Source organism: Bacillus altitudinis (genome assembly GCF_001191605.1).
Classification (GTDB): domain Bacteria; phylum Bacillota; class Bacilli; order Bacillales; family Bacillaceae; genus Bacillus; species Bacillus altitudinis.
Genome location: NZ_CP009108.1, coordinates 3,633,132 through 3,660,067 on the forward strand (window position 1 = coordinate 3,633,132; position 26,936 = coordinate 3,660,067).

At 41.4% G+C, this 26,936-nt stretch carries 32 protein-coding genes and 1 riboswitch; of the genes, 13 read left to right on the forward strand and 19 right to left on the reverse strand.

The features are described from left to right. Nucleotides 1-77: 77 nt before the first annotated feature. Together asnB and metK are read right to left on the reverse strand one after the other, a co-directional pair. Nucleotides 78-1,976, reverse strand: coding sequence for an asparagine synthase (glutamine-hydrolyzing) (gene asnB, locus ID12_RS18325; protein ID WP_017358361.1), 1,899 nt, complete (start codon nt 1,974-1,976; stop codon nt 78-80). Nucleotides 1,977-2,124: 148 nt separating this feature from the next. Further along, nucleotides 2,125-3,327: a methionine adenosyltransferase gene (gene metK / locus ID12_RS18330; RefSeq protein ID WP_008342973.1), complete on the reverse strand. Its 1,203-nt coding sequence runs from the start codon at nt 3,325-3,327 to the stop codon at nt 2,125-2,127. Between the two features lie 195 nt (nt 3,328-3,522). Continuing rightward, a riboswitch (SAM riboswitch) is annotated at nt 3,523-3,657 on the reverse strand. A gap of 226 nt (nt 3,658-3,883) precedes the next feature. On the opposite strand from metK, the gene pckA reads away from it, so the two are divergent. Continuing rightward, on the forward strand, nt 3,884-5,470 hold the full coding sequence (pckA, locus tag ID12_RS18335; RefSeq protein WP_019743681.1) for a phosphoenolpyruvate carboxykinase (ATP): 1,587 nt from the start codon (nt 3,884-3,886) through the stop codon (nt 5,468-5,470). 40 nt (nt 5,471-5,510) lie between these two features. Here pckA and ID12_RS18340 read toward each other — a convergent pair whose 3' ends face one another. Genes ID12_RS18340 through ID12_RS18365 form a run of 6 tightly spaced genes read right to left on the reverse strand, consistent with a single transcriptional unit; the run spans nt 5,511 to nt 10,647 of the window. After that, nucleotides 5,511-5,753: a DUF2584 domain-containing protein gene (locus ID12_RS18340; RefSeq protein ID WP_003217584.1), complete on the reverse strand. Its 243-nt coding sequence runs from the start codon at nt 5,751-5,753 to the stop codon at nt 5,511-5,513. A 39-nt stretch (nt 5,754-5,792) separates the two neighbouring features. Then, the gene (locus tag ID12_RS18345; protein WP_017367901.1) at nt 5,793-6,587 is read right to left on the reverse strand and encodes an alpha/beta hydrolase family protein; all 795 of its coding nucleotides are present in this window, start codon (nt 6,585-6,587) and stop codon (nt 5,793-5,795) included. Nucleotides 6,588-6,613: 26 nt separating this feature from the next. Continuing rightward, the gene (locus ID12_RS18350) at nt 6,614-8,095 is read right to left on the reverse strand and encodes a phytoene desaturase family protein (protein WP_050827608.1); all 1,482 of its coding nucleotides are present in this window, start codon (nt 8,093-8,095) and stop codon (nt 6,614-6,616) included. Further along, nucleotides 8,092-9,219: a glycosyltransferase family 2 protein gene (locus ID12_RS18355; protein ID WP_050827610.1), complete on the reverse strand. Its 1,128-nt coding sequence runs from the start codon at nt 9,217-9,219 to the stop codon at nt 8,092-8,094. Before ID12_RS18355 ends, ID12_RS18350 begins: the two co-directional genes overlap by 4 nt. Then, a complete protein-coding gene (locus tag ID12_RS18360) occupies nt 9,204-9,950 on the reverse strand; it encodes a lysophospholipid acyltransferase family protein (RefSeq protein WP_035702126.1) in 747 nt (248 codons plus the stop codon). The genes ID12_RS18355 and ID12_RS18360 overlap by 16 nt, the downstream gene beginning before the upstream one ends. Next, the gene (locus ID12_RS18365; protein WP_017358367.1) at nt 9,919-10,647 is read right to left on the reverse strand and encodes a carotenoid biosynthesis protein; all 729 of its coding nucleotides are present in this window, start codon (nt 10,645-10,647) and stop codon (nt 9,919-9,921) included. The genes ID12_RS18360 and ID12_RS18365 overlap by 32 nt, the downstream gene beginning before the upstream one ends. A gap of 173 nt (nt 10,648-10,820) precedes the next feature. Between ID12_RS18365 and ID12_RS18370 the strand changes: the two genes are divergently transcribed. Genes ID12_RS18370 through ID12_RS18380 form a run of 3 tightly spaced genes read left to right on the forward strand, consistent with a single transcriptional unit; the run spans nt 10,821 to nt 13,389 of the window. Next, complete coding sequence (locus ID12_RS18370) at nt 10,821-11,822, forward strand: ABC transporter substrate-binding protein (protein WP_024719321.1); 1,002 nt, start codon at nt 10,821-10,823, stop codon at nt 11,820-11,822. Between the two features lie 15 nt (nt 11,823-11,837). After that, complete coding sequence (locus tag ID12_RS18375; RefSeq protein WP_050827612.1) at nt 11,838-12,608, forward strand: ABC transporter ATP-binding protein; 771 nt, start codon at nt 11,838-11,840, stop codon at nt 12,606-12,608. A gap of 34 nt (nt 12,609-12,642) precedes the next feature. Continuing rightward, nucleotides 12,643-13,389 carry an ABC transporter permease gene (locus ID12_RS18380; protein WP_370529235.1) on the forward strand — a complete coding sequence of 249 codons (747 nt, stop codon included), beginning with the start codon at nt 12,643-12,645 and terminating at the stop codon, nt 13,387-13,389. Between the two features lie 30 nt (nt 13,390-13,419). On the opposite strand, the gene ytkD is transcribed toward ID12_RS18380, so the two are convergent. Continuing rightward, nucleotides 13,420-13,896, reverse strand: coding sequence for an RNA deprotection pyrophosphohydrolase (ytkD, locus tag ID12_RS18385; RefSeq protein ID WP_039964158.1), 477 nt, complete (start codon nt 13,894-13,896; stop codon nt 13,420-13,422). Between the two features lie 246 nt (nt 13,897-14,142). On the opposite strand from ytkD, the gene ID12_RS18390 reads away from it, so the two are divergent. After that, nucleotides 14,143-14,796: a TerD family protein gene (locus ID12_RS18390; protein WP_050827614.1), complete on the forward strand. Its 654-nt coding sequence runs from the start codon at nt 14,143-14,145 to the stop codon at nt 14,794-14,796. 22 nt (nt 14,797-14,818) lie between these two features. Continuing rightward, complete coding sequence (locus ID12_RS18395) at nt 14,819-15,601, forward strand: AIM24 family protein (protein ID WP_019743674.1); 783 nt, start codon at nt 14,819-14,821, stop codon at nt 15,599-15,601. Between the two features lie 193 nt (nt 15,602-15,794). Here ID12_RS18395 and ID12_RS18400 read toward each other — a convergent pair whose 3' ends face one another. From ID12_RS18400 to ID12_RS18415, 4 genes are all read right to left on the reverse strand, one after another. Continuing rightward, nucleotides 15,795-16,103, reverse strand: coding sequence for a hypothetical protein (locus tag ID12_RS18400; protein ID WP_008342945.1), 309 nt, complete (start codon nt 16,101-16,103; stop codon nt 15,795-15,797). Between the two features lie 43 nt (nt 16,104-16,146). After that, the gene (locus ID12_RS18405; RefSeq protein WP_008342944.1) at nt 16,147-16,551 is read right to left on the reverse strand and encodes a phage holin family protein; all 405 of its coding nucleotides are present in this window, start codon (nt 16,549-16,551) and stop codon (nt 16,147-16,149) included. Between the two features lie 157 nt (nt 16,552-16,708). Next, a complete protein-coding gene (locus ID12_RS18410; protein WP_008342942.1) occupies nt 16,709-16,900 on the reverse strand; it encodes a hypothetical protein in 192 nt (63 codons plus the stop codon). A gap of 124 nt (nt 16,901-17,024) precedes the next feature. Continuing rightward, entirely contained in the window at nt 17,025-17,462 is a 438-nt protein-coding gene (locus ID12_RS18415) for a Dps family protein (RefSeq protein WP_007501934.1), read from the reverse strand. A 131-nt stretch (nt 17,463-17,593) separates the two neighbouring features. Here ID12_RS18415 and ytzI point away from each other — a divergent pair, with 131 nt between their 5' ends. Next, on the forward strand, nt 17,594-17,740 hold the full coding sequence (gene ytzI, locus ID12_RS18420) for a YtzI protein (protein ID WP_017358370.1): 147 nt from the start codon (nt 17,594-17,596) through the stop codon (nt 17,738-17,740). Nucleotides 17,741-17,748: 8 nt separating this feature from the next. On the opposite strand, the gene ID12_RS18425 is transcribed toward ytzI, so the two are convergent. Then, entirely contained in the window at nt 17,749-18,186 is a 438-nt protein-coding gene (locus ID12_RS18425) for a FixH family protein (protein ID WP_008342936.1), read from the reverse strand. 125 nt (nt 18,187-18,311) lie between these two features. Further along, the gene (locus tag ID12_RS18430) at nt 18,312-18,785 is read right to left on the reverse strand and encodes an S-ribosylhomocysteine lyase (protein WP_008342935.1); all 474 of its coding nucleotides are present in this window, start codon (nt 18,783-18,785) and stop codon (nt 18,312-18,314) included. Between the two features lie 128 nt (nt 18,786-18,913). Here ID12_RS18430 and yidD point away from each other — a divergent pair, with 128 nt between their 5' ends. Continuing rightward, nucleotides 18,914-19,138 carry a membrane protein insertion efficiency factor YidD gene (yidD, locus tag ID12_RS18435; RefSeq protein ID WP_008342933.1) on the forward strand — a complete coding sequence of 75 codons (225 nt, stop codon included), beginning with the start codon at nt 18,914-18,916 and terminating at the stop codon, nt 19,136-19,138. Nucleotide 19,139: 1 nt separating this feature from the next. Here the strand turns inward: yidD and ID12_RS18440 are convergent, their stop codons facing one another. Then, nucleotides 19,140-19,706: a beta-class carbonic anhydrase gene (locus ID12_RS18440; protein WP_019743673.1), complete on the reverse strand. Its 567-nt coding sequence runs from the start codon at nt 19,704-19,706 to the stop codon at nt 19,140-19,142. Between the two features lie 213 nt (nt 19,707-19,919). Between ID12_RS18440 and ID12_RS18445 the strand changes: the two genes are divergently transcribed. Further along, nucleotides 19,920-20,912 carry a metal ABC transporter solute-binding protein, Zn/Mn family gene (locus ID12_RS18445; protein WP_025207846.1) on the forward strand — a complete coding sequence of 331 codons (993 nt, stop codon included), beginning with the start codon at nt 19,920-19,922 and terminating at the stop codon, nt 20,910-20,912. A 77-nt stretch (nt 20,913-20,989) separates the two neighbouring features. On the opposite strand, the gene ID12_RS18450 is transcribed toward ID12_RS18445, so the two are convergent. After that, entirely contained in the window at nt 20,990-21,232 is a 243-nt protein-coding gene (locus tag ID12_RS18450) for a type B 50S ribosomal protein L31 (RefSeq protein ID WP_017358374.1), read from the reverse strand. Nucleotides 21,233-21,407: 175 nt separating this feature from the next. On the opposite strand from ID12_RS18450, the gene ID12_RS18455 reads away from it, so the two are divergent. The 4 genes from ID12_RS18455 (at nt 21,408) to ID12_RS18465 (ending at nt 24,252) form a co-directional block, all read left to right on the forward strand. Beyond that, entirely contained in the window at nt 21,408-22,739 is a 1,332-nt protein-coding gene (locus tag ID12_RS18455; protein WP_017358375.1) for a cytochrome ubiquinol oxidase subunit I, read from the forward strand. Nucleotides 22,740-22,761: 22 nt separating this feature from the next. Next, the gene (locus tag ID12_RS18460; protein ID WP_169476099.1) at nt 22,762-23,808 is read left to right on the forward strand and encodes a cytochrome d ubiquinol oxidase subunit II; all 1,047 of its coding nucleotides are present in this window, start codon (nt 22,762-22,764) and stop codon (nt 23,806-23,808) included. A 68-nt stretch (nt 23,809-23,876) separates the two neighbouring features. Beyond that, nucleotides 23,877-24,035, forward strand: a complete 159-nt coding sequence (locus tag ID12_RS19220; protein WP_008342921.1) for a DUF1540 domain-containing protein — start codon at nt 23,877-23,879, stop codon at nt 24,033-24,035. A gap of 25 nt (nt 24,036-24,060) precedes the next feature. Beyond that, nucleotides 24,061-24,252, forward strand: a complete 192-nt coding sequence (locus ID12_RS18465) for a hypothetical protein (protein ID WP_050827616.1) — start codon at nt 24,061-24,063, stop codon at nt 24,250-24,252. 105 nt (nt 24,253-24,357) lie between these two features. On the opposite strand, the gene menC is transcribed toward ID12_RS18465, so the two are convergent. Together menC and ID12_RS18475 are read right to left on the reverse strand one after the other, a co-directional pair. Beyond that, nucleotides 24,358-25,482 (reverse strand): o-succinylbenzoate synthase, encoded by a 1,125-nt coding sequence (menC, locus tag ID12_RS18470; RefSeq protein WP_050827618.1) that lies wholly within the window; start codon nt 25,480-25,482, stop codon nt 24,358-24,360. Then, entirely contained in the window at nt 25,469-26,929 is a 1,461-nt protein-coding gene (locus ID12_RS18475; RefSeq protein WP_050827620.1) for an o-succinylbenzoate--CoA ligase, read from the reverse strand. The genes menC and ID12_RS18475 overlap by 14 nt, the downstream gene beginning before the upstream one ends. Between the last annotated feature and the right edge of the window lie 7 nt (nt 26,930-26,936).

Below are 26,936 nucleotides of genomic sequence, written 5' to 3' on the forward strand. Positions count from 1 at the left end.
CTTGTTATTTTACCCTTTTCCACCACTTTCTATCATGACAAAAAAGGTTTTCAGCACAAAGCTGAAAACCTTTTTCATTAGCTAAAAATAACTTCTTTCGGCTGGTGATTCAACTGCTCTGGATCAATGCTGCGCTCTACATAGATGCTATGCCAGATCATAAAGATCAGGACAGTCCAAATCTTACGGCTATGATCGGCTTTTCCAGCACAATGATCATTTAATAAATCAAGAACATATGCCTTGTTAATGTATTCATCTGTTTGACTGTTTTTAATGATATCTTTCGCCCAAGCGTTCATCTCATTTTTCAGCCAATGACGAATTGGCACAGGGAAACCTAGTTTTTTACGGTTTAACACATGGTCTGGTACAATGCCTTCTGCTGCTTTACGCAATAAATATTTCGTTGTGCCGTCTTTCGTTTTCAGCTCTTCTGGAATTTTAGAAGCTGCTTCAAATACGACCTTATCAAGGAATGGAACACGAAGCTCAAGAGAATTCGCCATTGTCATCTTATCTGCTTTCAGCAGGATATCCCCGCGCATCCACGTATGAATATCAACATATTGCATTTTGTTAATATCACTGTAGCCTGCACTTTCTTCGAAGTATGTTTTCGTCACGTCACGATACGTGATGTTCGGATCATACTGCTTTAAGAGGTTTTTCTTCACTGGCTCTTCAAAGATTTTTGCATTGCCGATATAACGTTCCTCTAATGGCGTACAGCCGCGAACGATAAAGCTTTTCCCTTTCATTCCTTCTGGCATTAAACGAGCCAGACGAAGAAGAAGCTTTTTCAGCATGGATGGTACAGATTCAAAAGGCTTTAGAGATAGCGGCTCACGATAAATATTATATCCACCGAACAGCTCGTCTGCTCCCTCACCTGAAAGAACAACTGTGACTTGTTTTTTCGCTTCTTTTGCTACGAAATACAATGGAATCGCCGCTGGATCAGCCAAAGGATCATCTAAATGCCAGACGATCTTCGGAAGCTCATTCATATATTCCTCAGGAGAAATCACAGCACTAAAGTTTTGCAATCCCAGCTTATCAGCTGTTTCTTTTGCTACATCCACTTCACTGAATCCATCCTGCTGGAAACCAACAGAGAATGTCTTCAGTTCAGGGTGAAATTCCTTTGCGACCGACACGATGAAAGAAGAATCGATCCCGCCTGATAGGAATGAACCAACAGGCACATCACTTCTCATGTGGACTTTTACAGAATCATAGATAGCATCACGTACTTCTTCTACTAATTTCTGCTCTTGTGTTTGTTCAGGTTTGAATTGAACTTTCCAGTAAGTCTTAAATGCAATGTCTTGGCCTGGACGCAGTGTAAACTGATGACCTGGCTCAACTTTGTGCACTTTTTGATCAAGTGTATTTGGCTCAGGAACGAACTGAAAAGACATGTACTGCTGCAAAGCAGTCTCATCAAATAAAATGTTCTCATTCACAGCCATTAAGCTTTTGCGTTCAGAAGCAAAGTACACTTGGTCATCTATTTGTGTAAAATAGAGAGGTTTAATGCCGAAAGGATCTCTTGCGCCATATAATAACTGCGCTTCTTTATCCCAAATTAAAAAGGCAAACATGCCGCGAAGCTTCGATGCCGCTTCTTCTTTATAGTGGCGATATGTGGCAAGAAGGACTTCCGTATCAGAATCTGTGCTGAACGTATAGCCTTTTTTCACAAGCTCTTCTTTCAGCTCCACATAGTTATAAATTTCTCCGTTGAAAATAATCCAATATTTTTCATCTTCATAAGAAAGCGGCTGCTTTCCGTGTTCAACATCTATAATACTTAAACGTCTAAATCCAAATCCTACATGCTCATCATGAAAGTACCCCTCATCATCCGGACCTCGATGAACGATGAGACGATTCATTTGCTTAATTAACTCTTCCTGCTCAGTAGTTTCGGACAATGGACGGTGATTAAATACACCAACAAACCCACACATATTATTGCCTCCACGTTATGTTATTTCTTAAAAGTAGACCTATAATTAGACAGTATTTTGTCCAATTTTGTTTCACATTTTTACGCTTTTTGTAGAATTTTTTTTAATCAAAAGGAAAACCGCTTAAAATAAGCGGTTTTGTATGTTGTTATTCTCCTAATGCTTCCTTGCGAAGCGTGTCGGCTTTATCCGTTTTTTCCCATGGAAGATCCAAGTCATGACGGCCAAAATGTCCATATGCAGCGGTTTGTTTATAGATCGGACGACGTAAGTCAAGCATTTTAATAATGCCGGCTGGACGAAGATCAAAGTTTGCACGTACCACTTCAATTAATTTCTCTTCAGAGGCTTTTCCTGTTCCAAATGTATCAATTGAAATGGAGACAGGCTGTGCAACACCAATTGCATAAGCAAGCTGTACTTCACATGAATCTGCAAGACCAGCTGCTACGATGTTTTTCGCTACATAGCGAGCCGCATATGCTGCAGAACGGTCAACCTTCGTTGCATCCTTACCAGAGAAAGCACCGCCACCGTGACGAGCATACCCGCCATATGTATCAACGATGATTTTACGTCCAGTTAAACCAGCATCCCCTTGAGGTCCACCGATGACAAAGCGGCCTGTTGGGTTGATGAAGTATTTTGTTTCTTCATCGATCAGTTCACTTGGAACGACAGGGCGGATGACATGCTCTTTTAAGTCGCTTTGAATTTGTTCAAGCGTCACTTCTGGTGCATGCTGTGTAGAAATAACCACCGTATCAATACGAACTGGTTTGTTTTGTTCATCATATTCAACTGTTACTTGAGTTTTTCCGTCTGGACGAAGGTATGCAAGTGTTTCATTCTTGCGTACTTCTGTTAAACGGCGAGATAATTTATGTGCAAGAGAAATCGGCAGTGGCATAAGCTCTTCAGTTTCGTTGTTTGCAAAACCAAACATCAAACCTTGGTCACCTGCACCGATCGCATCAATTTCTTCTTCAGTCATTGTTCCTTCACGTGCTTCAAGCGCTTTGTCTACACCTTGCGCAATATCAGCAGACTGTTCATCAATTGATGTAAGAACCGCACATGTTTCCGCATCAAAACCATATTTCGCACGTGTGTAGCCAATTTCCTTAATCGTGTCACGCACCGTCTTTGGAATGTCGACATAAGTAGACGTTGTAATCTCACCGCTTACTAATACGAGACCGGTTGTTACAGAAGTTTCACAGGCAACACGTGCATTTGGATCTTTCTTTAAAATTTCATCCAAAATGCTGTCTGAAATTTGATCACAGATTTTATCTGGATGTCCTTCGGTCACTGATTCTGAAGTAAATAAACGACGATTTTGACTCATAATGGCTATTTCCTCCTGTACAAGACCACATCATCCCAAGATGAGGCCTCCAATATGATACGGAACTCGTTCCCTCTTATATTTCAACATGTTTATATTAGAGATGTTATTGGCAATTTGTTCATATGATATCCCAAAAATAAAAAAACCATTTCCTTCATTGCGAGGAAAGGGTCTGAGATCGCATGCCTTTCACTCTTATCGCTCAAGGTGTTCTTGTACCTTGCATCAGGTTAGCACCTTGGTTTCTCAGCATGTTCATGCCTTTTTCATAAGAAACCGGTTGCTGGGCTTCATCGGGCCTGTCCCTCCACCAACTCGGGATAAGAGTATCCGTTCAATAAGATATCTTATCTTAAACCCTTGCGTCATGTCAATGGTTCATAGGAATTATCTCCCCTTTTTTTCACCTCATCATTAGCATCACCAAAAAGCATATTTTCATAGCAGAAATGAAAAAACACACACAAAAATGTTTAAATAGTATAGACTATTATTATCAATGTGTTATACTAATCAAAACAAACAAATTCAACGGTAAAGGAAGGGTTTTTTTATGAACTCAGTGGATTTAAAAGAAGATTTGCAGTCATTGCTCTCATTAGAAAATACGCACCAAAATTTATCTGTTCCGAAACTTGTTGAAAAGATTTTGGCACGTAATGAAGGCGTTTTAACTTCAACTGGTGCTGTCCGCGCCACAACTGGTGCCTACACTGGACGTTCGCCTAAAGATAAATTCATCGTAAAAGAAGAAAACTCTGAACATAAAATTGATTGGGGTCAAGTCAATCAGCCGATCTCGAAAGAGGCATTTGATCGTTTATATACAAAGGTTGTGTCATACTTAAAAGAACGTGATGAACTATTTGTCTTTGATGGTTTTGCCGGTGCTGACGAAAAATACCGTATGCCAATTACAGTTGTAAATGAATTCGCTTGGCACAATCTCTTTGCAAAGCAACTATTCATCAGACCTGATGGATCAACACCATCATCAAACGAAAAACCTTTCACCATCTTATCTGCACCTCACTTTAAAGCAGATCCTGAAACAGATGGCACAAACTCTGAAACGTTTATTATCGTTTCTTTTGAAAAACGGACGATTCTGATCGGTGGAACAGAATATGCAGGTGAGATGAAAAAATCCATTTTCTCTGTTATGAACTACCTGCTTCCTGAACAAGATATTTTATCAATGCACTGCTCTGCTAACGTCGGTCAAGAAGGCGATGTTGCTTTATTTTTCGGCCTTTCAGGTACTGGAAAAACGACGCTTTCTGCAAGTGCAAGCCGCAAGCTGATTGGAGACGATGAGCATGGCTGGTCTAACACAGGTGTCTTCAATATTGAAGGCGGATGCTATGCAAAATGCGTGAACTTAAGTGAAGAAAAAGAACCACAAATTTACAAAGCCATCAGCTTCGGATCAGTGCTTGAAAATGTAGTACTTGATGAAGAAACACGTGAAGCAGATTATGATGACACATTCTTTACTGAAAATACACGTGCGGCTTACCCAATCGAAATGATTGATAACATCGTGAAACCAAGTATTGCAGGTCACCCATCTGCCATCGTCTTTTTAACAGCTGATGCATTCGGCGTTTTACCTCCAATCAGCCGTTTAACGAAAGAACAAGCCATGTACCACTTCTTGAGTGGTTACACAAGTAAACTAGCTGGAACTGAGCGTGGCGTGACGTCACCAGAAACAACGTTCTCTACTTGCTTTGGTTCACCATTCTTGCCACTTCCTGCTCATGTCTATGCTGAAATGCTTGGTAAAAAAATCGATGAGCACGGCGCAAAAGTATTCCTTGTGAATACAGGCTGGACTGGCGGCGGCTACGGTACGGGCAAACGAATGAATCTTGCTCATACAAGAGCAATGGTGCAGGCAGCGATCGAAGGCGATCTTGACAACGCTGAAATGATCACTGACGACATCTTCGGATTACACATCCCGCTTCATATTCCAGGAGTGCCAGATGAAGTGCTTCAGCCTGCTAAAACATGGGACGATCAAGAGGCTTACAAAGAAAAAGCACACTTCCTTGCAAATGAATTTAAAAAGAACTTTAAAAAATTCAGCCATGCAGCAAGTGATATTGAAGCAAAAGGCGGACCACTCGTCTAATCAAAAGGAAAAAGCTGAGGGAATGAATCCCTCAGCTTTTTTAGTTCGTTGAATGTAATGACACAAGACGGTACGTCACCTTCGTGACATTGTCTGTGAGCTCCAGCTTTTCAACATGTGCTGTCCCTGTTTTTTCTCCGTCTTTCGTTTTACGCACCTCAAGCGGAATATTTAATGGATAAATGCGGTACCCTTCCTTCATGAGCTCAAACACATTTTCTTCAATTCTTGTCTCTTTTCCTTTTGTGACAATCATTGTATTAAATTCAACAGGCATTCCCATAATGAAAATCCCCCTACTTTCTATATTTCTTTCTACCGTTTATTTTACCACATTTCCGCCTTTTCGGCTGTGCATCCATGTCGTCAGCCGTCTGACAATCTCCCGGTTATGCTGTGGCGGGAAATAATGATGATATCCGTGAAAATACCATGTTTCCACAGACTTGCCATGCTGACGCAGTGCATCTTCTAATAAATACGCATGCTCAATGGATACATTCTCATCCAGCTCCCCATGAATGATTAGGACAGGTGCTTCAATTTGGTGCACATGATTCAAAGGCGTTCTAGCCTCATATGCTTCTGGTACCTTATGCGGAGGACCTCCTATCACACGCTTCATCATTCTTCTCATATCCACACGTTCTTCATAGGTGAGCTTCATATCACTTACGCCTCCCCATGTCACAAAGGAAGCGGCCTCATGCTTCATTTCAACAGCGGTCCATATGCCCATAATTCCGCCGCGGGAAAAACCAAAGATATGAATGCGCTCCTGCTTCACCTTTTGATGATGCTTCAACAGCTGAAATGCAGCAAATGCATCTTTCCGATCTTCTCCGGCAAAATCCTCGTTCCCTTCGCCTCCTTGATTCCCTCGGTAGAAGGGCGCAAAGACGACAAACCCTTGCGCAGCAAATTGCACAATTCGGCCAGGTCTAACCATTCCCACATTTTTAATGCCGCCCCGTAAATATAAAAAACCGTCATAGAGACCTTCTCCGGCCGGTTCAGCGAGCAGCCCCTTCATTCGAAGTCCATCGGCCTCATATGTCACTGTATATAAGTGAATATGCGGATGTGGCGACGGGAACCTTCTCTTTTCCACAATCACTTGAATTCTCTCCTTTTCATTCGGTGTTACGTCAAATGCTTGATGATGGCTTCTGCGACGAGCTGTCCTGATTTTGTCACCATCGGAGTGCCGCCGCCTGGATGACTTGTGCCGCCAACAAACCAAAGTCCTTCAATATCCTTTGATTGATTATTGATGCGAAAAAATGCCTGCTTGAATGAGTTTGACGACATGCCATAAATGGCCCCATGATACGCTCCCGTTTTTTGCTGTAAATCAAGCGGGGTTTGTACCGCTTCAAATTCTACAAGCTGGTCAAGATCAAAGAGACCCTTTTCCTTTAGTTTTGTTTTCATATGCTGGCCATATGTCTCCTTTAGCATGTCCCAATTTTGCTCTTTTGTCACATATGGCGCATTGGCCAATACAAACAAGTTACTTCTTCCTGGCCCTCCGCTTAAAGCTGGCTCTGAATGACCTGAATAACAGATGTAAAGCGTCGGATCATGAGGAAGCTGTTTTTTCTGAAAAATATCCTTGAATTCTTGTTCATAATTCTCTGGAAAAAACACGTTGTGATGAGACAGTTGTTCATAGACTTTAGGGACGCCCAACAAAAGAACAAAACCTGATAACGATGGCTCAATGTTTGCCAGTTTTTGATTTCCAAAGCTCGGGCGGTCTTCTTCATCAATTAATTGGCGATAAACAGTCAGTGCATCTGCCCCCGCAATGACTTGATCTGCCTCATATAACTGCTGATCCGTTTCAACTCCTTGGATTCGCTTATTCTTTACATGAATCTTTTTGGCTGATTCATTGAGATGAATTTGGACACCCAATTCCTTTGCCAGTGTCTCAAATGCCTCAACTAAACGATACGTACCGCCCTTAATACCATAAATGCCTTTTTCTCCTTCTAAATAAGCCATCATATTAAAAATAGCAGGTGCCTCGTATGGAGAAGAGCCAATGTAAGTCGCATACCGGCCAAACATCGCCAATGTATGAGGATGACGAAAATATTGACGTAGCAAGCGCTGAACAGATGTAAAAGGTTTGACAGCAAGAAGGGCTTTCATTAGCTTGACATCCGCTTTATCCTTCCAGGTCAATAATAAACGATTTAAAAACTGATCCTCTGCCATTTGAAAAAGCTTCTTCGATTCCTGTAAAAATGCCCGGTATTGCTGTGCATCCTCTGGACTAAAAACTGCAATTTGTGATTCCATTTGCTCAATATCTGGCGTAAACTCGACCGTATGTCCATCTGAAAAAACGTTTTTAGTAAGCGGGAAAATCGGATAAAACGTCACATAATCCTCCATTCGTCTATGACAGGAGGTAAATACTTCCTCAAAATACGCCTTCATTGTAATGGTACTCGGTCCTAAATCAAAAGAGTAGCCAGACGCTTGATGGCGTTGTAATTTCCCGCCTAAAGAAGCTTCTTTTTCTAAAATGGTGACCTGGAAACCGCCTGACTGTAAGCGAATCGCAGCCGATAACCCGCCAAGTCCGCCGCCAATAATGATCACTTTTTTCATTCGTACCTTCTTCCTTTCCATTCATAGCCTTCTTTTTTCAGCCCAATTTTCATAGAAGCAAAACCAATGGCCATCAGGCTCATGATACTGACAGGCAATAAAAAGGCCATCGTAGACGTTCTTCCATTTTCGATATCAATGACCGCTTTAATGGATACACCAAGCCCGTAGCAAAGAAGGGCTAAACAGAGATTGACCACATCAAAATGAATCAGTGCGATCATAAAGCAAATAACAGGAACTACATAAAGGACGGAGTATAAACAAAAGACACTGCTTAACAAAGCAATGCTTCGATTCACTCCCGGGAACAAATTTTTCCGATATCCTTCCCATACTTCCTGTCCACTCTCATACATTCTCATGTAGACAAAAGAATGAATACTTGCCAGTGTGAACGGAAAGCCCTTCGCTTTCACTCGTTTAGCCAAAGCCATATCATCCACGAGCGAATCCTTGATCGCTTCATGACCACCTATTTCGTGATAACAGTTCTTTTCAATGGCAATAAAGCCGCCATGTGCTGCGGCAAAAGCAGGATGTTGAGATGTTTTGACCCACTTCACTGGCAGATGGCAGCCAATCGTAAACATCATCATAGGAACGACAAGATGCTCAAAAGGCGTTCCCGTTTTTTGCTCTGGGAAACCTGAAAGCATGCCCGTTTTTTGTATGCATAACTGCTTGTACACCGCTTCAATAGCTCCTTGTTTTAAGCGGACATCTGCATCTAAAAATAACAGCCAATCAGACGATGCTGCCTCAGCAAGCTGGGAACAAGCATATGATTTTCCAAGCCATCCTCGTTTCAGTACTTGACCTGACTGCACGCGAATCCATGGATATGTCTCTGCGAAGCCCTCTGCAATCATTCTCGTCTGATCTGTCGAGTGATCATCCAGCACGATCAACTCTTTCGGATGGAGACGCTGATCAACAATCGACTGAAGGCAGGCTTCCAGCCGTTTTTCTTCATTTCTCGCTGGAATGAGGATCGATAATGAAATGGGTTCATCAGGTGAAAGAGATGCCGGCTTGAGTACAGGAAATTGCTTCATATTCCAAATCGTAAACATCAATTGGCAGATCAGCAAAACGCTGATGACAATTAAGAAGACCGCCATGTTTTCACCCACTTTTTAAAGGAATCAAACGCATCACTAGTTGACCGGCTTGTCCTTGTCACCTGCCTAAATTGTTCGTTTGTTGAAAAATCTGGATCAGCAATAACCTGTGCTTGATGTGTGTTTAACTGTGTTTCAAGCAGGTCTCCGAGTAAACTTGTTACTTCCTTACTGCGAAGTGATTCGCCAGCTACTAGGACATCTTCTCCAAACTCAACCGATACCGTCGGTTTTTGAAATTGATTAAATGTATAATGCAGCGTCACAGGTTTGATGACGACCTGCTCAAATTGCCTGACTAAAAAAGAAGCTCCGCCTTCCAGTTCAAGCGGCCGTGTGTCTTGGTGCATAATTTTCCCCTGCGGGAAGAGCCACACAGCCCCGCCAGCCTCCATCTTCTCCTTTGCAGTCATTAATGCCTGCTTGACACTTTTCAGCTTCTCTTTATGAACTGGAAATGCACCAATTTTTTGAAAAAAAGCATATTGCTTCAACTGCTTCTCTTCCATCATCATGGCATGATCCAGCTCAGACATTTGTTCTATTAAAAGAAAAATGATCAGTCCATCCCACCATGAACTGTGATTGGCAAGATAAAGAACAGGATGTTTCTCCTTTGGATCAACCGTACCTTTCATCATGACACAGCGAAAATGTTTGTTCAGTAAATATCGTTCAAGATAAAAATAAAAGAGTCGTCTAAACGATCGGTTTTTGTCGCTTTCTTTCAAATCGAACCCTTCCTTCACACAAGATGACAATGATCAGTGCTAAATAAAAAATGACATCCAGCCCGCCCTTTAATGCTAAAAGACCAAAGAAGAACACCATGGCCTGATAAATACGCCCATTCCAGCGCAATGCCTGCTGATCAATGGAGACGAGCGGGAACAGAAATGAAAGTCCTGCTCCAATGATACCCCAGCTGACAAAATTCTCAAAAGGGATACCAAAGAAACCTCCGCCGTCATACCACACCCAAAACTTTCGTTCAGCTGCTACCGGATCTAATATGAGATCAAGCAGCACAATCCATATACCCGTTTCGACGGCTCGTTTCCACTTCGATTGTTGTCTTGATAAAAAAAGACTATTTAAAAACACACCAACCCATGCAAAAGCGATCGTCAAAGGTACTCCCGCCACAAGAAATCCAAGCGTCGGATAATAATCATAGGCCCCAAATGGAAAATCAGTTGTGATCCCCACCCATTCAACCGTAAACGTCAACACACCCACAATGGCTGCTCTTACGATCACAAAGCTCCATGCCCCGTAAATATTTCGGCCAATCTCAATGACGCAGCAGGCGTAAAGCACAAGAAAGATACCATTCGCAAACTGAAGCCATGCCGGCACTTCAAAAAAGACCATTAAAATAAGACCCACTACATACCATCCAACAAATACCCAACTCAATCTATACACGAAACCGCTCCTTTATTTCTACCAAATTCAAGAAAGCATTCATGCTTCTAGTATAGAAAAAAAGACACGTTCTATAAATAAACAATGCGCTTCTTATTTCATCTAGGCACTCACCAAAAATCCCTTTTGACATACTTTAATTAGTGATCTAGAACAAAGGAGGCGAATTACTCTTGAATCGTTCCATTAAAGTCAGACTGGCATTCATATTCGTTGTCCTGCTCTTTATTCCATTTGTCGCCTGTAAAAAAGACCAAGAGCAGACCGTACAAGTAGCCGAGGTGACCCATTCGGTCTTTTATGCACCGCTTTATGTCGCCCTATCCGAAGGATTTTTCAAAGATGAAGGCTTAGAGGTTGAATTAAAAACCACTTGGGGCGGCGATAAAACAATGACAGCTCTCTTATCCGGCGGCGCTGATATCGCTCTGACCGGATCTGAATCTTCTATTTATGTGGAAGCACAAGACACGAAAGACTCTGTCATGAACTTTGCACAGCTGACACAAACAGACGGTACATTTCTTGTTTCAAGGGAAAAAATCAATCAATTCTCTTGGGATCAATTGAAAGGAAAGGACTTTCTCGGACAACGGAAAGGCGGCATGCCGCAAATGGTCGGTGAATATGTCCTGAAAAAAGAAGGCATTGATTTGAAACAGGATCTTCGCATGATTCAAAATATTGATTTTGCCAACATTTCAGGTGCTTTTTCCTCTGGAACTGGCGATTTTGTGCAGTTATTCGAACCGACAGCTTCCTTAATTGAAAAAGAAGGCAAAGGGTACATTACCGCCTCCTTTGGTGAGGCTTCCGGCAAGGTGCCTTATACCACCTTTATGGCAAAGAAGAGTTACTTAGAGGAAAACAAAGAGACAGCTGAAGCCTTTACTCGTGCCATTTACAAAGCGCAAAAATGGGTCAAAGCAAAGAGCCCAGAGGAGATTGCCAAGACAATCCAATCTCAATTTCCTGATACAGACCTTGATGTCTTATCAACAGCTATCAAACGCTACAAACAGCAGAACTCCTATGCAACAGATCCCCTTCTAAATGAAGAGGAATGGAACAAATTACAGGAAATCATGAAAGCAAGTGGTGAACTGCCGGAATTTATCCCGTACAAACAACTTGTCGATTCATCCATTGCCAAGAAGGTCACAGATCACAAATAGAACAGGAGGTAGCACATGTCTTTCCTTCAAATTAACCATGTGACCCACACGTACTTCTCTTTAAAAGAAAAAACCACGGCCATCAAGCACATCAATATGGAGATCACTCAAGGTGAATTCATCTCATTTATTGGTCCCAGCGGCTGCGGGAAAACAACCTTGCTGTCCATCATCGCAGGCATTACGCCACCCTCTGAAGGTCGAATTTTAATCGAAGGAAAAGAACCGAATCAACAGGAGCATCAAATCGGTTATATGCTCCAGCAAGATTATTTGTTCCCATGGAAAACGATCAAGGAAAATGTCATTCTCGGATTAAAAATTGCAAAACAAGATTCACATGAAGCCACCTCAGCTGCCCTTAGCTTACTGCCAAAGCTTGGACTCAATGATGTCGAAGATAAATACCCGAAGGAGCTGTCAGGCGGGATGAGGCAGCGTGCGGCTCTCGCCCGAACGCTTGCAGTTGATCCCGGACTGCTTCTGCTAGATGAGCCATTTTCAGCACTAGATTACCAGACGAAACTGACATTAGAAGACCTCGTCTTTCACACATTAAAAAACTACCAAAAAACGGCTGTTCTTGTCACACATGACATCGGCGAAGCCATTGCGATGAGTGATCGCATTTTCTTATTCTCAAAGCATCCAGGCTCTATCCAGCGAATGTTTACCGTTCCAGATGATCTGAGGACGCTCTCTCCTTTTGAAGCGAGACAGACAGCAAGTTTCCAAGAGCTCTTTCAAACGATTTGGAAGGAGCTGAAGACAGTTGAAACACAGTGACCTTTTACATGAAGCCTATCGAAAAAAAGTTCGAATGGAAAAACGCATGACGCGAGTCTACCAGTTGATCATTTTCGCCAGTTTCTTTTCGCTTTGGGAGCTTGCGAGCCATTTCAGACTGATTGACCCGCTCATTTTCAGTTCACCATCTGCCGTCTGCCAATTGTTTGTACAAAAATTATCAGATGGTTCATTAATCAATCATATGAGCATTACACTATTTGAAACAGTGCTCGGCTTTCTACTTGGTACTTTTTGCGGCATTTTATTAGCCGCCGCCTTATGGTGGTCCACCCGTCTTGCAAATGTACTTGATCCTTATTTGGTTATTTTAAATGCGATGCCGAAAGTCGCTCTCGCCCCCATTTTAATTGTTGCCCTTGGACCAGGCATGATCAGCATTGTCGCGATGGGTGCCATTATCAGTGTGATCATTACCACCATCGTCATTTATACAGCCTTTCAAGAAGTCGATGAGAATTATTTAAAAGTCATGAAAACCTTTGGCGCAAAAAAAAGAACGGTCTTCCGTGAGGTCATTTTGCCAGCAAGTATTCCAACGATGATCTCTGCCATTAAGGTCAATGTTGGTCTTTCTTGGGTTGGGGTCATTGTGGGAGAATTCCTTGTTTCCTCAAAAGGACTCGGCTATATGATCATCTATGGCTTTCAAGTCTTCAACTTTACACTCGTGTTCTTAAGTCTTTTCATTATCGCCGTCTTCGCCACCATCATGTATCAGCTTGTTGAATGGCTGGAACGCCGTTTTCTGCAAAAATAAAAAGCGCAGGGTCATGTCCCTACGCTTTTTTTAACGAATCAAACCGTTCTTTTCTAAATAAGCAAGACTTTGTCTCAAGACATCATCTTTCATAATAAAACTGAAATTTTTATTTTTTGCGATGGATCTTGGTAAGTCTGCGAAAAGAACGGGTCCTTTCGTTTCAAAATACGTGTCCTGCTTGACGAGCCTTTCAATATCAGCGAAATAAATATTTTTGACAATGATTTTCTCTCTGCCAAGCACCTGATATTGACCAATATACGTTAATTCACGAACAACAGCACCCGTCTCTTCGTGAATCTCTCGTATAGCGGCTTGATCTGCTTCTTCATTTGGCTCTACTTTCCCTCCTGGAAACTCGTAGCCTCGATCCTCATGTTCAGTAAGTAGCCATTTTCCTTGATAGCGGCAAATAGCCCAAACATGCTTAGGATGACTTGAAAAAGGCTGCTCTTCAAAAGAGAGCTTGACCGTATTATGATAATAGTCTTTAAATACATGCATGTGAAATCCCTCATATCCTGTCCTTGCTTCTTGTAAAACATCATACCACAGATCACATTTCTCTGAAGAATTTTTATGAAAAGTGAAACAAACGAGTACTTCTATCTCGTCTGTATGTAAAATAAGTATTCTTGCTAAAACCTTTTTATCATCTCCATCCTCATCCCATTTTAATCATGAAACCTTTTGCCCATGATGACGTAAATTAATAAGTGTTTGTCCTACACAGACGAGGAGGAAACCAGCATGAGCATCACAAATGGATCAAAACAAGAAAATAACAAAGCATGGCCAATGAGGCAACATGAGAAAGAAGACGCTTCTCTTGAGACAGTGAAGAAACACCTCATGAAAGGACAAAAGTTAGATTTAACAAAAGACAATCCAAATGTAGATCAAATTCATATCGGACTTGGCTGGGACTTATGTGGTCAGCCAATTGATTTAGATACGCAAGTGTTTCTCTTAAATGAAGAGGACAAGCTTCTGTCTCCAAAACACCTGATCTATTATCATCAGCAGCAAAGCTTAGATGGAGCTGTTCGCCATCTAGGTGATCATCAGGTCGGCGGAGGCCATCGGGACAATGAGATCATTATTATGCAACTGAGCAGAGTCTCACCCGATATTCAGAAAATCGTCGTAACAGCCACGATACATGATGCACACGAGCGGGCACATCATTTTGGACAGGTGACCAATGCCTACTTGCGCCTTTCAGATCAAATCACACAACAGGAGATTTGTACCTTTCAATTAACAGAGGATTATTCATTTTGTACATCCATCATTTGTGCTGAACTAACGAGAGTTGAGAACGAATGGAAAATCACCGCAACCGGACAAGGTACGACCCTTGATTTAAACGACCTATGCCGCATCTACGGATTCACATCTTGACAAAGAAAAGGAGCTGGCACAAATGGGATTTCATTTCAACACGATCGAAGAACTGACCTTACAAGCAGAAGGCAACGGGATCTTTTTTGCTAAAAAAGGCGCTATGATTGCCGATCAAGGTACATTTCAATACCGTAAACGATTACTTGGGACGAATAAAGGAAATGTGGTCAGCCAAGTATTTAATCATATTAGCAGAAAATTAACAGGTGAAAACCTTGAGATGATGGAAGTGAGTGGACAAGGCACTTGCTACTTGGCTGATTCTAGCGAGCATGTGACCGTCATCAATCTTGAGCCGAACGGTCCTTGGCAACATGTTAGCGTGGAAAGTGAAGATTTACTTGCCTTTACTGAAGAATGTCACTATGGCGTGACACCAGTAGGCGTTGGGATCTTATCACAGAAAGGGCTATTTACTTCAAAGCTCTCGTATCAAGGTCACGGGGCGCAGGTTGCCATCAAAACAAATGGAAACCCGCTGATTTTAAAAGCACCTTGCCGTGTAGATCCTGACGCTATTGTCGCTTGGACGGGCAAAGCACCGAAAGTCAAATTAGATGTGAACTGGAAAACGTTCATTGGACAAACATCGGGCGAATCCTACTTGTTTGAATTTCATGAACAGGACCAAATTGTGATTATCCAGCCATCCGAACGAACATCTGGAATGCGGGTCGGGATAGATGATAACCGGTACAAACCCCAGAGTCAGAGTACCTCACACGAAATCACCAACTCACAGCAGGAAAATAGAGGCGGAATCAGTGATCTAATCGGGGGTATCTTACAGCCTCGAAAATAAAAGCATGTAGAATGTCTCTACATACTTTCAGATCGTTGACAAAAGGCTAAAATGAACTTTCTTTTAGCCTTTTGTCTTCTTTTCAGCGTGATAGAAAACCTTTGCAGTCTAGGAAGGACGAGTACTGGCGCAGAGCGAATTTGACATTCATGAGCACCTGACAAAGGATGCGAGGGTTTGTCTACATGCTTTTTCAATTCATCAGTCCATTGGTCTCAATAAAGTTCTTTGTCTCTTCGTTACCGAGATCATGAATCATCGAGTAAATCTCTTTTCTTTTCCTGTCCATTTCGTCGTTTGGACTATCATAATGATATTCAAGAAATGGAACATGCGCCCGAAAGAAACCTTTCCAATCTGTCATATACTGTTCATCAAAATACTCTCTTAACTGCAAGATTTGGTCATCATCTGCTTCTATCTGAAATTGCCAAGCAGCCGCGTCTCTGTGCTGTGAGATTGATCCGTCTTGAACGGATACATAGTATGTGTGTCTCGCCATCTGATTCATCCTTTTTCCTTTAGTATGACCAGATATGAAGAAATTACGGCTTTTTGCGCAATTTATTTTTAATCATGTCTAACACATCAATAAACAACTGTGGAATAGGAATTCCGAGAGCTCTGGCTGTTGAGACAATCTGGTACGATTCATAAATAATATAAAAGATGAGCGCTAAATCCTTAATTGTCCCCCCAGTCTTCAGCATGACATCGAAGAAGTGTGCCATGGATATTAAAGAAATCGTCACAACCTTTCGAACAAGCCTGGTCAAAAAACGCTTCATCGTAAGTTGTCCAGTCACAGATTCTCTTAGGCTTGAACAAATTAATTCTATAGCCATGAGTGTCACTAATATCATGAGTAAATATCCTGCTCCACCAAACAGAAAGCCCATTGCCGACAAACTGACTGTAAACAACGAAAAGATGCCTAAATCCTTGCTCACTTGGCATCAACATCCTTTCATAGTGGAACTTCTTATCTCAATAGTATATGCCGCATTTGATGAATAGCTTGGACGACAAAAAATAAAGGCATGGTTAGCTGTTCAAAAAATTCGTGAAGCGCATAAAAAGAGCCGCCTGTGACGGCGGCTTTCTTGGTTAAACTCTGACATCAATAAACGTAGCATCTGAATCTTTGGGCTGAACAGCTTGAGGCTGCTGCTGCACTTGATCGAGCATCACCATAGCTTGGGCTGTGTTCGTGGCAAGCTGTGAATTCAATAAACTGATATTAAGTGTTTTTTGAATACTCGCCACTTGCTGGCTCATCATTCCTGCAATTGAGGACATCTTCTCCCCTCCCTTCCCTTTTCTCTTCGGCTGAAAGCCCCATCAATTCAATGGGCTGTCTGTCACAAATCCACAAAAAAAGAATGCCGATCTGTTTAATGATCGACATTCCTTTCACATTCGCTTATCCTAAGTATGCTTTGAGCATCCAGTTGTGTTTTTCAATGGATTGATGAATCGCAAGCAGCATATCACCTGTTGTTTCATCGCCAACTTCTGCAGCCAGCTCCATGCCTCGCTTAAGTTCTTCTGCAATATTAGAGAAATCATCATACAGATTTTTCACCATTTGCTCGGCTGATTCATTGCCTTCCGCTTCTTGAATGCTAGAAATTTCTAAGCACTCTTTCATTGTCGCAACAGGTTGTCCATTTAATGCGAGCATACGCTCAGCCAAATCATCGATATAAGTGGCTGTTTCTGTATATAATTCCTCGAATTTTTCATGGAGTGTAAAGAAATCTTTTCCCTTTACATACCAGTGATAGTTATGTAATTTTACGTAAAGCACAGTCCAATCTGCTACTTGTTTATTGACGACGTTTAATAATTTTTCAGACATGTTGATTCCTCCTTATGTAGTTGCGTTTAGTATGGGATTACCCTTTTTTTATTATACTGAAACCTGCCATCATTTTCTTCTATTTTGACCGCATGAAATATATGTTAATATGGAAATAAGGAGGGAGTTAGATGCTGTTACTTGGGATTATCAGCTTTATCATTATCTCAATCGTTGTCTTTTTATCACTGTGGACGACATCAAAGGCTTATGATTACAAGCATAAAGTCGATTCACCACAGGATGCTGAACCAAACCAACGTCCTAACCCAAAATAAAACCGCTTTCAATGATGTGAGGTATCTTCTTCTTCAGTAGATGAACTCTCTTTTTTCACATCACCTACATGGATGTTTGTCTTCGGCATATTATGCTGCTGTTTAGCTGTCACATGGACTTGTATGATATAAAGGCCATCTTGTTTGAAAGCTGTATGCAATTCATATACACCTTTCTCCTTTTTCTTTGGCTGAATCATCTTGCTGTTATCCTTGTCGCCATCTTTCCACACTTCAAATTCAACATCATCTGCATCATCAACAGGCGTATCACCATATGTGACAGCTGCTTTTACGATAACGTTTTCATTTTTCTCCACTTGCTCCGGCCCTGTTAGTTTGACTTCTAATAGCTCAGGCACTTCTCCCTTGTCATTGCTCGCTGCCGAGTTTCCACATGCACTAAGTAATGCGAGCATCAAAATGATTCCTACCATTTTCCGCATTCGTGTATCCCCCTTTTTTACTGACATGTCCATTTTAACAAATATCCCCTATTTTATCAGCTCTCGTTTCATTTCATATAAAAAACCGGACATTCAATATGTCCGGTTCATCATCATCTTGCTAATTATCCAAATACTTTTAATAGCTCTTCTTGGTCCTGAGACAGCCAGAAACGCATTAAACGTTTTGCTCCTTCAAGATCATGAAGCTTCGCTTGACCGCACTGCTCTTCATTTGCAGCAGGAATTTCTGTTACCTCCACTGCATCTTTGAATGTTGCATCAAGCAGTTCAACGATCTCTCTTGGTGTCGGTGCACCGCTGACAACTAAATAGTAGCCAGTCTGGCAACCCATTGGAGAAATATCAATGATATCAAAATGATCATATTTCTCTGAGTGTGTTCTAATATTAAACGCAAGTAAATGCTCTAATGTATGAATCGTATCAGGTTTCATTGCCTGCTTGTTCGGCTGACAAAAACGGATATCAAATTTGTTCACTTCCCCATCTGATCCCACTTTATGAACGCCGCAATGACGAACGTAAGGTGCTTTTACAGCATTATGGTCAAGTTCAAAGCTTTCAACTGAAGGCATTAATCACCACTCCTATAATTGCAATTTCCTATATTATAACATATTGTTCCGACCAGTTTAGTTTATAAAACTTCCCTTCCTTGTCCTTTTTTCTTATACTGTGAAAAGACAGACAAGGAGGAACCTCTATGAAACAAATTTTTATCGGCATCATTCGCTTTTATCAAAAATGCATTTCCCCTCTAACACCGCCGAGCTGCAGGTTTTACCCCACTTGCTCAAACTACGGGCTAGAGGCGATCAAAACGCACGGCGCTTTAAAAGGCGGATGGCTCACGATTAAGCGAATTTTAAAATGTCACCCGCTGCATCCTGGAGGCATGGATCCAGTCCCACCTAAAAAGGAAAAATAACTTACTTTTCTTCATAACCGTTGACAACTAAGTCAAGCTTACCTGTCCCAGGATCAATCACTAGACCATGTACAGGCACATCAGATGGAAGAAGCGGATGATTTTTAACGACAGACACACTGTCCTTCACGCTATCTTCAACTGAGCTAAAGCTTTTGAGCCACTGTTGAAAATCGATCCCTGAGTATTCCAGTACTTCAATTCGTTTTTCGGGAATACCGCGCTCAACGGCTTTATTTAAGAGGGTTTGGCTGTCTATTTTACTCATACCACAATCGTGATGCCCAATGACGTAAACCTCGTCAGCATTCAATTCATAAACAGCCACTAAAATGCTTCGCATAATACTTCCAAATGGGTGAGAAACAAGAGCACCAGCACTTTTGACAATTTTAATATCGCCATTTTTCATGTTCATGGCGCGCGGAAGCAGTTCAACAAGTCTTGTATCCATACATGATAGAATGACAGCTTTTTTCTGTGGAAACTTCGTTGTTGTAAACTCTTCATATCGCTTCTCTTCGCAAAATTGTTGATTGTACTCGATGATTTCGTCTAAAAGTTTCATAAGTTTGTCCATTCCTTTTTCTTTTTTTAAAAATAAATATAGCACAATGTTTTAAATTTCGTCACGTTTTGACGTCTATTTTTTTAGAGGAAACATCTTCTGATGAAAATTTTTTAATTTCCTCTTTTCAAATCGTAATTATTACGATACAATAACTCAGGACATTAAATCGTAATCATTTCTATCTAATAGGTTGAGAGGAGACATTCTTAGATGAAAAAAATCTTTTTTATTTTAACAGCTGCTTTATTAGCGGTCGGTCTTGCCGCTTGCTCAAGCAGTGCGGGGACAAATGCTTCAAAAGGAAAAGCAGACGGGAAATTAACCATTTACACGACGATCTTCCCTATTCAAGATTTCACTGAAAAAATTGGCGGCTCTCACGTGAACGCTCAAAGTGTCTATCCTGCCAATGCAGATGCACACAGCTTTGAACCAAGTTCAAAAACGATGGTTGAAATGGCTGAAGGAGATGCCTTTATTTACAGCGGAACAGGTGCTGAAGCATTTGCTGATAAAACGGCTTCTACGTTAAAAGACCAAGGCGTGAAAACAGTGAAAGCAGCCGAAGGCATCAAGCTATTATCAACACAAGAAGAACATGCTCATGAAGAAGGTGAGGACCATGATCACGATCATGAAGGTGAAGATCATGACCATGATGGACACGACCACGGAGATAAAGATCCCCATGCATGGCTAGACCCTGTTTATGCACAACAAATGGCAAAAAACATTAAAGACACACTCGTTTCACTAGATCCAGATCATAAAGACGAATACACAAAAAACTATGAATCACTAAAAAAAGAATTACAATCGTTAGATCAGGAATTCAAAACAACGTTATCTAAAGCAAAACATAAAGAAATTCTTGTTTCTCACGCAGCATACGGCTACTGGGAAAAACGCTATGGCATTGAGCAAATCAGTGTACTAGGACTCTCTGCTTCTGAAGAGCCTTCCCAAAAACAGCTTGAAAATATCGTACAACAGGCAGAAAAGCATCACATCAAGTATGTCATTTTTGAAAATAACGTCAGCAGTAAAGTATCAGATACGATTCGCAGTGAAATTGGAGCAAAAAGCCTTACACTGAAAAATCTAGAATCCATTACAGAAGATGATGCTAAAAATGGCGAAAGCTATGTCAGCTTAATGAAACAAAATTTAAACACATTAAAAACAGCTTTAAATGTTGAATGAATTCATGAACCCCGTGCGATCAGCCGGGGTTTTTTACTGCACAAAAAAACACACCATGATCAGGTGTGTTTCTTTGTCTACATTTGGTATTTTTTCTTAAACTGCTCCGCTCTGCCGCCTTTTTCTCCGAATTTCTGGCGTCCTGTATAAAATGGATGCGTATCAGAGCTTGTCTCTACTTTAATGACAGGATAAGTCTTCCCATCTTCCCACTCTACGGTCTCATGTGATGTCTTTGTTGATCTACTTAAGAAGCGGTAACCGCTGTTTACGTCCATAAATACAACTTCATGTGAGGTTGGATGAATATCTCTTTTCAATGTCAAAACTCCCTTCATCATTAAAACGTAACGATTACGTTTTATAATTATATTCTACTCCCTCTTTTACAACTTGTCAAAAAACAAGCTTTCTTAATCAGGAAGAATAATCTAAAAATGGTGGAGAATAATAAACACCATCAAAAGAGATGCGATAAGAAAGGCGGAGAAAAAATTGACTGATCTCGTTTTAGCTAGAAGTCTGTTCGGCACAACAATGGGCTTCCATATTATTTATGCCTCGCTTGGCGTAGGCATCCCGCTAATGATTTTGTTAGCTGAACTCATCTTTCAAAAAACGAAGGACCCGCATTATGCCATCATGGCCAAACGATGGACAAAAGCGCAGGCTGTTCTGTTAGGGGTCGCCATTCCAACCGGTACCATTGCTGGTACGCAGCTTGCCCTTCTATGGCCTGGTTTTATGGAGGTCATCGGAAAAGTCATGTCACTGCCATTTCAAATAGAAATTTATGCTTTCTTTATTGAAGCATTATTTATGTCTATTTATGTGTACGCAGCAGATCGTTTATCACCAGCCATGCGCATCATTACCGTTATTTTCGTTGTCATTGGTGCAGCAGCTTCAGCGATTCTCATTACAAACGTACATGCTTTTGAAGGAACACCCGCTGGCTTTCAAATGGTCAATGGAGAAATAACGAATATCGAACCTTGGAAGGCCTTTTTTAATCCAAGTTTTGTTGTCACTGCTACACATGTAGTACTGTCTGCTTTTACAACAGGCGCTTTTGTCATTGCTTCTGTCGCTGCATTTAAAATGTTGAAAACAAGAAAAAACGAAAAGCTCTATACCTTTCATCGAAAAGCCCTTTTTCTTGGACTGATTGTTGGTGGACTTTTCTCTTTTCTCACAGCCTTAAACGGTCACGAATCAGCTCAGCTTCTGTATGAATATCAGCCTGAAAAATTAGCGGGTGCTGAAGGTTTATTTGAAACGCAATCACATGCGCCTCTGGCTATTGGCGGTTTTACTGATGCCAATACGCAAGAAATCAAAGGAGCAATCGAAATCCCTTGGGCGCTTAGTTTTCTTGCAGGAAATAGCTTTGATACTGTGGTTAAAGGGTTAAATGATTTTCCTAGAGACGAGTGGCCGCCTTTATTTATTCACACATTATTTAACGGAATGGTCATTATCGGCTCATTGCTCATTTTCTTTGCTGTGTTAGCACTGTTTTACCGCAAAATTTTAAAACGCGACCATTATCCAAAATGGCTCCTTGTCCTTTATTTATTTGGCGGGCCCCTTAGTCTCTTGGCGATTGAATTTGGCTGGATCTTTGCCTGTACAGGCCGTCAGCCATGGGTGATTTATCGAATGCTCAAAACCTCTGAAGTCGTTACATCATCAGGATCTATCGGTACACTTTTCATCCTTTTTGCCATTGTCTATCTCATTTTAGGCATCGCAACTGTGATTGTACTGACGTACTACTTTAGAAAACATTCAATTGAAGAAGACTTACGTTTAACAGAATCTTAAAAAGGGAGCGATCTTGATGCAAATGGATGTAACAACTGATGCACTCATTGCAATCACCATCTTATGGGGATTCGTGTTTATCTATGCAGTGATGGCATCAATGGATTTCGGTGCAGGATTTTGGTCAATGATTTACATGAACAAAGAGCAGACAAAGGCCGCAAATATCGCAAATAAGTATCTTTCTCCAACTTGGGAAGTAACTAACGTGTTCATTGTAGCCATCGTCGTTGCCTTGTTTAGCCTGTTTCCAGGTGCAACATTTGTGCTAGGCACTGTTCTATTAATACCCGGCAGCATTATTTTGTTGCTTCTTGCACTGCGAAGCGGATTTCTCGTCTTCTCTCATTCACTGCCTAAAAAATATAGAAAAGCCGTGACATATATTTCAGGAATTAGCGGCTTTATTATTCCGTCCATCCTCATCATGGTTCTCCCCATTACACATGGTGGATTCATCTTTCAGGAGAATAATGTCTACTCATTAGATTTAGGATTGGTCTTTACAAGCGCAAATGTCTATTCTTTCGTAGGTTTTGCGATTTTCAGTACCCTTTTCCTCTCATCTTTGCTTTTAGCTGATTTTTCTAATGTTGCAAACGAAGATGAGGCTTATAACATTTATAGAAGAGGAGCACTGATTACAGGTCCGCTTTCTCTCATGATGGCTTTCTTTATCATGCTCACACTGAGAAGTGAGGCCAATTGGCTGTTCACAAAAATGATGCAGAACATCCCGATCCTGCTTGTTTCTCTACTCATGTTTTTGCTTGCAGGTTTGGCTCTATTTTTACCAAACAGCCGCTTTAAACATCGGAAAGGGAGACCACGTTTAGCGGTTATCGCCATTACAATTCAATATTTCTTAGCAAGCTATGTGTATGGACATGCGCATTTGCCCTATATGGCCTATCCTGATATCACCATTATGTCTGGGTTTACAGATCCCGTCACATTTAGGGCATTATTTATTACGTATATTGTAGGGTTTATCATCCTATTCCCTGGGTTCTACTTCTTCTGGAAATTGTTTATGAAAGATAAGCGTTATATTCGTCAGGAAGATTAACATGAATGAACGACCAGTGCTTCGGTTACATTATAGATGAAAGACATACTCAAAAGGAGGTCATCTGTATGAGTCAAAAAATCCTTTGTGAAGTAAACAACTGTTCCTACTGGAATACTGGAAATCGTTGTGGTGCAGATGCAATTTATGTCGTCAGCCATACAGGAAATACGGCTGAGAAAAGTGAAGAAACTGACTGTAAAACGTTTAAACCTCAAGACCTTTAAGTCTCATTAAAGGAGGCGCTTCGCTTTGAAAAACGATCGGCTTGCTCAAACGTTTCTTGAAGAAATTCAGGACGCGGACGAGGCTGCATTTTATCAAGCAGCTCACTCCTTTTTAAATCTTTGGGATTATGAATACGGACATGTTTCCGACATGCCCAATGACATGCTTCAGTATATTGGTCAGCTTGCTTACGACAGCGGGCTTGTAGAAGAGTAAGAAAGAGCGGATGACCGCTCTTTCTTTTTGTTCAGACAGGAAGGAAAAACTTTCCTCAACTATACAGTGGTTCTATGGATGGTGCAAATGGCGATTCATTCGTTTTCATTTCACAAAATCATGTTTTGTAAACACATCAATTTTATCTGAGAAAGAACGAAGCGCTTGATAATCAACTTCTACACCCATACCTGGAGAACGAGGTACTTCAATAAACCCATTTTCAACTTTAATTTCAGGAAAAATGATATCCTGCTCCCAATATTTCGACGATGCTGAAATATCCCCAGGAATCGTAAATTGCGGAAGTGATGCAAGTGCCACGTTTTGCGCGCGAGAAATGCCTGTTTCAATCATTCCACCGCACCATAACGGAATCTGCTGCTCCTTGCAGAACGCATGAATTTTAAGTGCTTCAGTCAGCCCTCCAACTCGTGAAGGCTTCACATTAATAATCTGACAGCTTCCAAGTTCTACAGCTTTTCTCGCATCATCTAAAGAACAAATACTTTCATCCAAACAGATTGGTGTTTTTAAATGCTTTTGCAAATGCCGATGATCGACAATGTCATCTGCGGCTAAAGGCTGTTCAATCATTAATAAACGAACATCGTCGAGCTGCTTCAGTTTGCTAATATCTTTTAATTCATAAGCAGAGTTTGCATCCGCCATTAACGGAAGGTGAGGGAAAGACTCTCTTATCTTTTGTAGAAGTCCAATATCTTGTCCCGGCTTAATCTTCACTTTCACACGCTGATAGCCTTGATCAACAAATTGCTCGATTTGCTGAATCATATCATCTATTGGTCCTAACCCTGCAACGACACCAGATGGAATTCTATCTCTAGTACCGCCTAAGACGTCACGTAAGGACTTATTTTCTCGCTTCGCATAAATATCCCACACAGCTGCCTCAATTCCCGCTTTGGCCATTCTATTGCCTTTAAAATGGTACAAGCTGTCTGGTATGTCCGAAGGATGTGTAAAAGATCGAGTCAGCACGTTCGGGATAAAGAAAGCCCTCAGCATGTGATAGCAGGTCTCGATGGTTTCTTCTGTATACCACGGAGAAGAGAAGGCAGATACCTCTCCCCATCCAGTTAATCCTGTTTGATCTTTGACCTCGACAATAATAAACTCACGCTCTGAAATGGTCCCAAGGCTCGTTGTAAACGGCTGTTTGAGTTTCATCGTGACATGATATAAGATCACACGTTCAATTTGAATCATCTAAAAACCCCTTTGATTTGAGTCTGTGCCTCTGCAATTTATTCGACGCATTCCTTGGCAGCTCATCCACAAAGTGAAAAGCGGCGGGCCATTTATACTTGGCTAATTGCGACTGACATAAAGCATAGAGCTCATTCTCCGGAATCTGCTCATCTGTCACAAGGAAGGCAGCAGGTACCTCTCCCCATTTTTCATCATATATACCCGTCACTCCGGCTTCCTTTACATTTGGATGTGTTAAAAGAACTGCTTCAATTTCTGCTGGATAAATATTCTCTCCGCCAGAAATAATTAAGTCTGACCGCCGATCAAGCACAAATAAGAATCCGTCCTCATCTACATAGCCAATATCACCCGTTTTCAGCCAGCCCTGCTCAAATGCAGCAGCTGTTGCCTCTTGACGATAAAGGTAGCCTTTCATGACATTTGCACCTTTTACCATGATTTCACCATGCTCAAAAGGACGACACGGACGGTTCTCATCTTGAATCTTTAATTCACACCCAAAAAGGGGCTTTCCCGCTGATCCAAGCTTTTCCACACTAAATTCGGGCGCAAGTGTCACAATTTGTGAGCAGGTCTCCGTCATACCGTACGATTGAAACACAGGAAATCCTTTCTCCTTACTCTCTTGAAGCATCGCATAAGGCGCAGGGCCTCCGCCTAACAGCAGGCAGCGCAAAGATGACGGACATTCTTCAAGTCCACTTAATAAACGGGACAGCATGGTTTGAACAACTGACAACATCGTCACTCGATGCTGTTCAATAGCATCCTTGACTTCACCTACATCAAACTTTTGATGAAGCACGACAGTCATACCGTATATGACAGATTTAAATATAGCGGATAAACCGCTTATATGAAAAAGAGGCAAGGCAATGAGCCAGCGGTCGTCCTCCCTGATCCCTAAGTTCAATGCCGAGGAAACAGCACTATGAAAATGATTGCCAAACGTTTGCTCCACCCCTTTAGGGCGTCCTGTCGTTCCAGATGTATACATAATCGTCGCCGTCTCATTTAAATCAATATCATGTACGACCTTCTTTTCCATATCATGATCTGCATCAGGTAAAGTCTCTATTGTATAAACAGGTAAATCACCATGATGCTCATTTGCATATGCAGGCTCTGTTAATAAAGCCATGACTTTCGCATCTTCCAGCTGAAAACGTCTCTCTGCTTTTGTTAACTTATTGTTCAATAACACAATCTTGAAGCCTAATAAAAAACAAGCGTGAACAAGCATGACCATGTGAGGATGGTTGTTCATTAAAATCGCAACCGTATCCCCTTTTTTAAAAGATGCACGTGTCAGTCGATTCGCAAGTTTGTCTACATCATTCGCTAAATCACGAAATGTCCACTCTTTGTCTTGATAAATGAGTGCGACCCGGTCTGGCGTTAAATACGCACGGTGCAGCAGCCAATTCGGTTGCTTCATCATGACACCT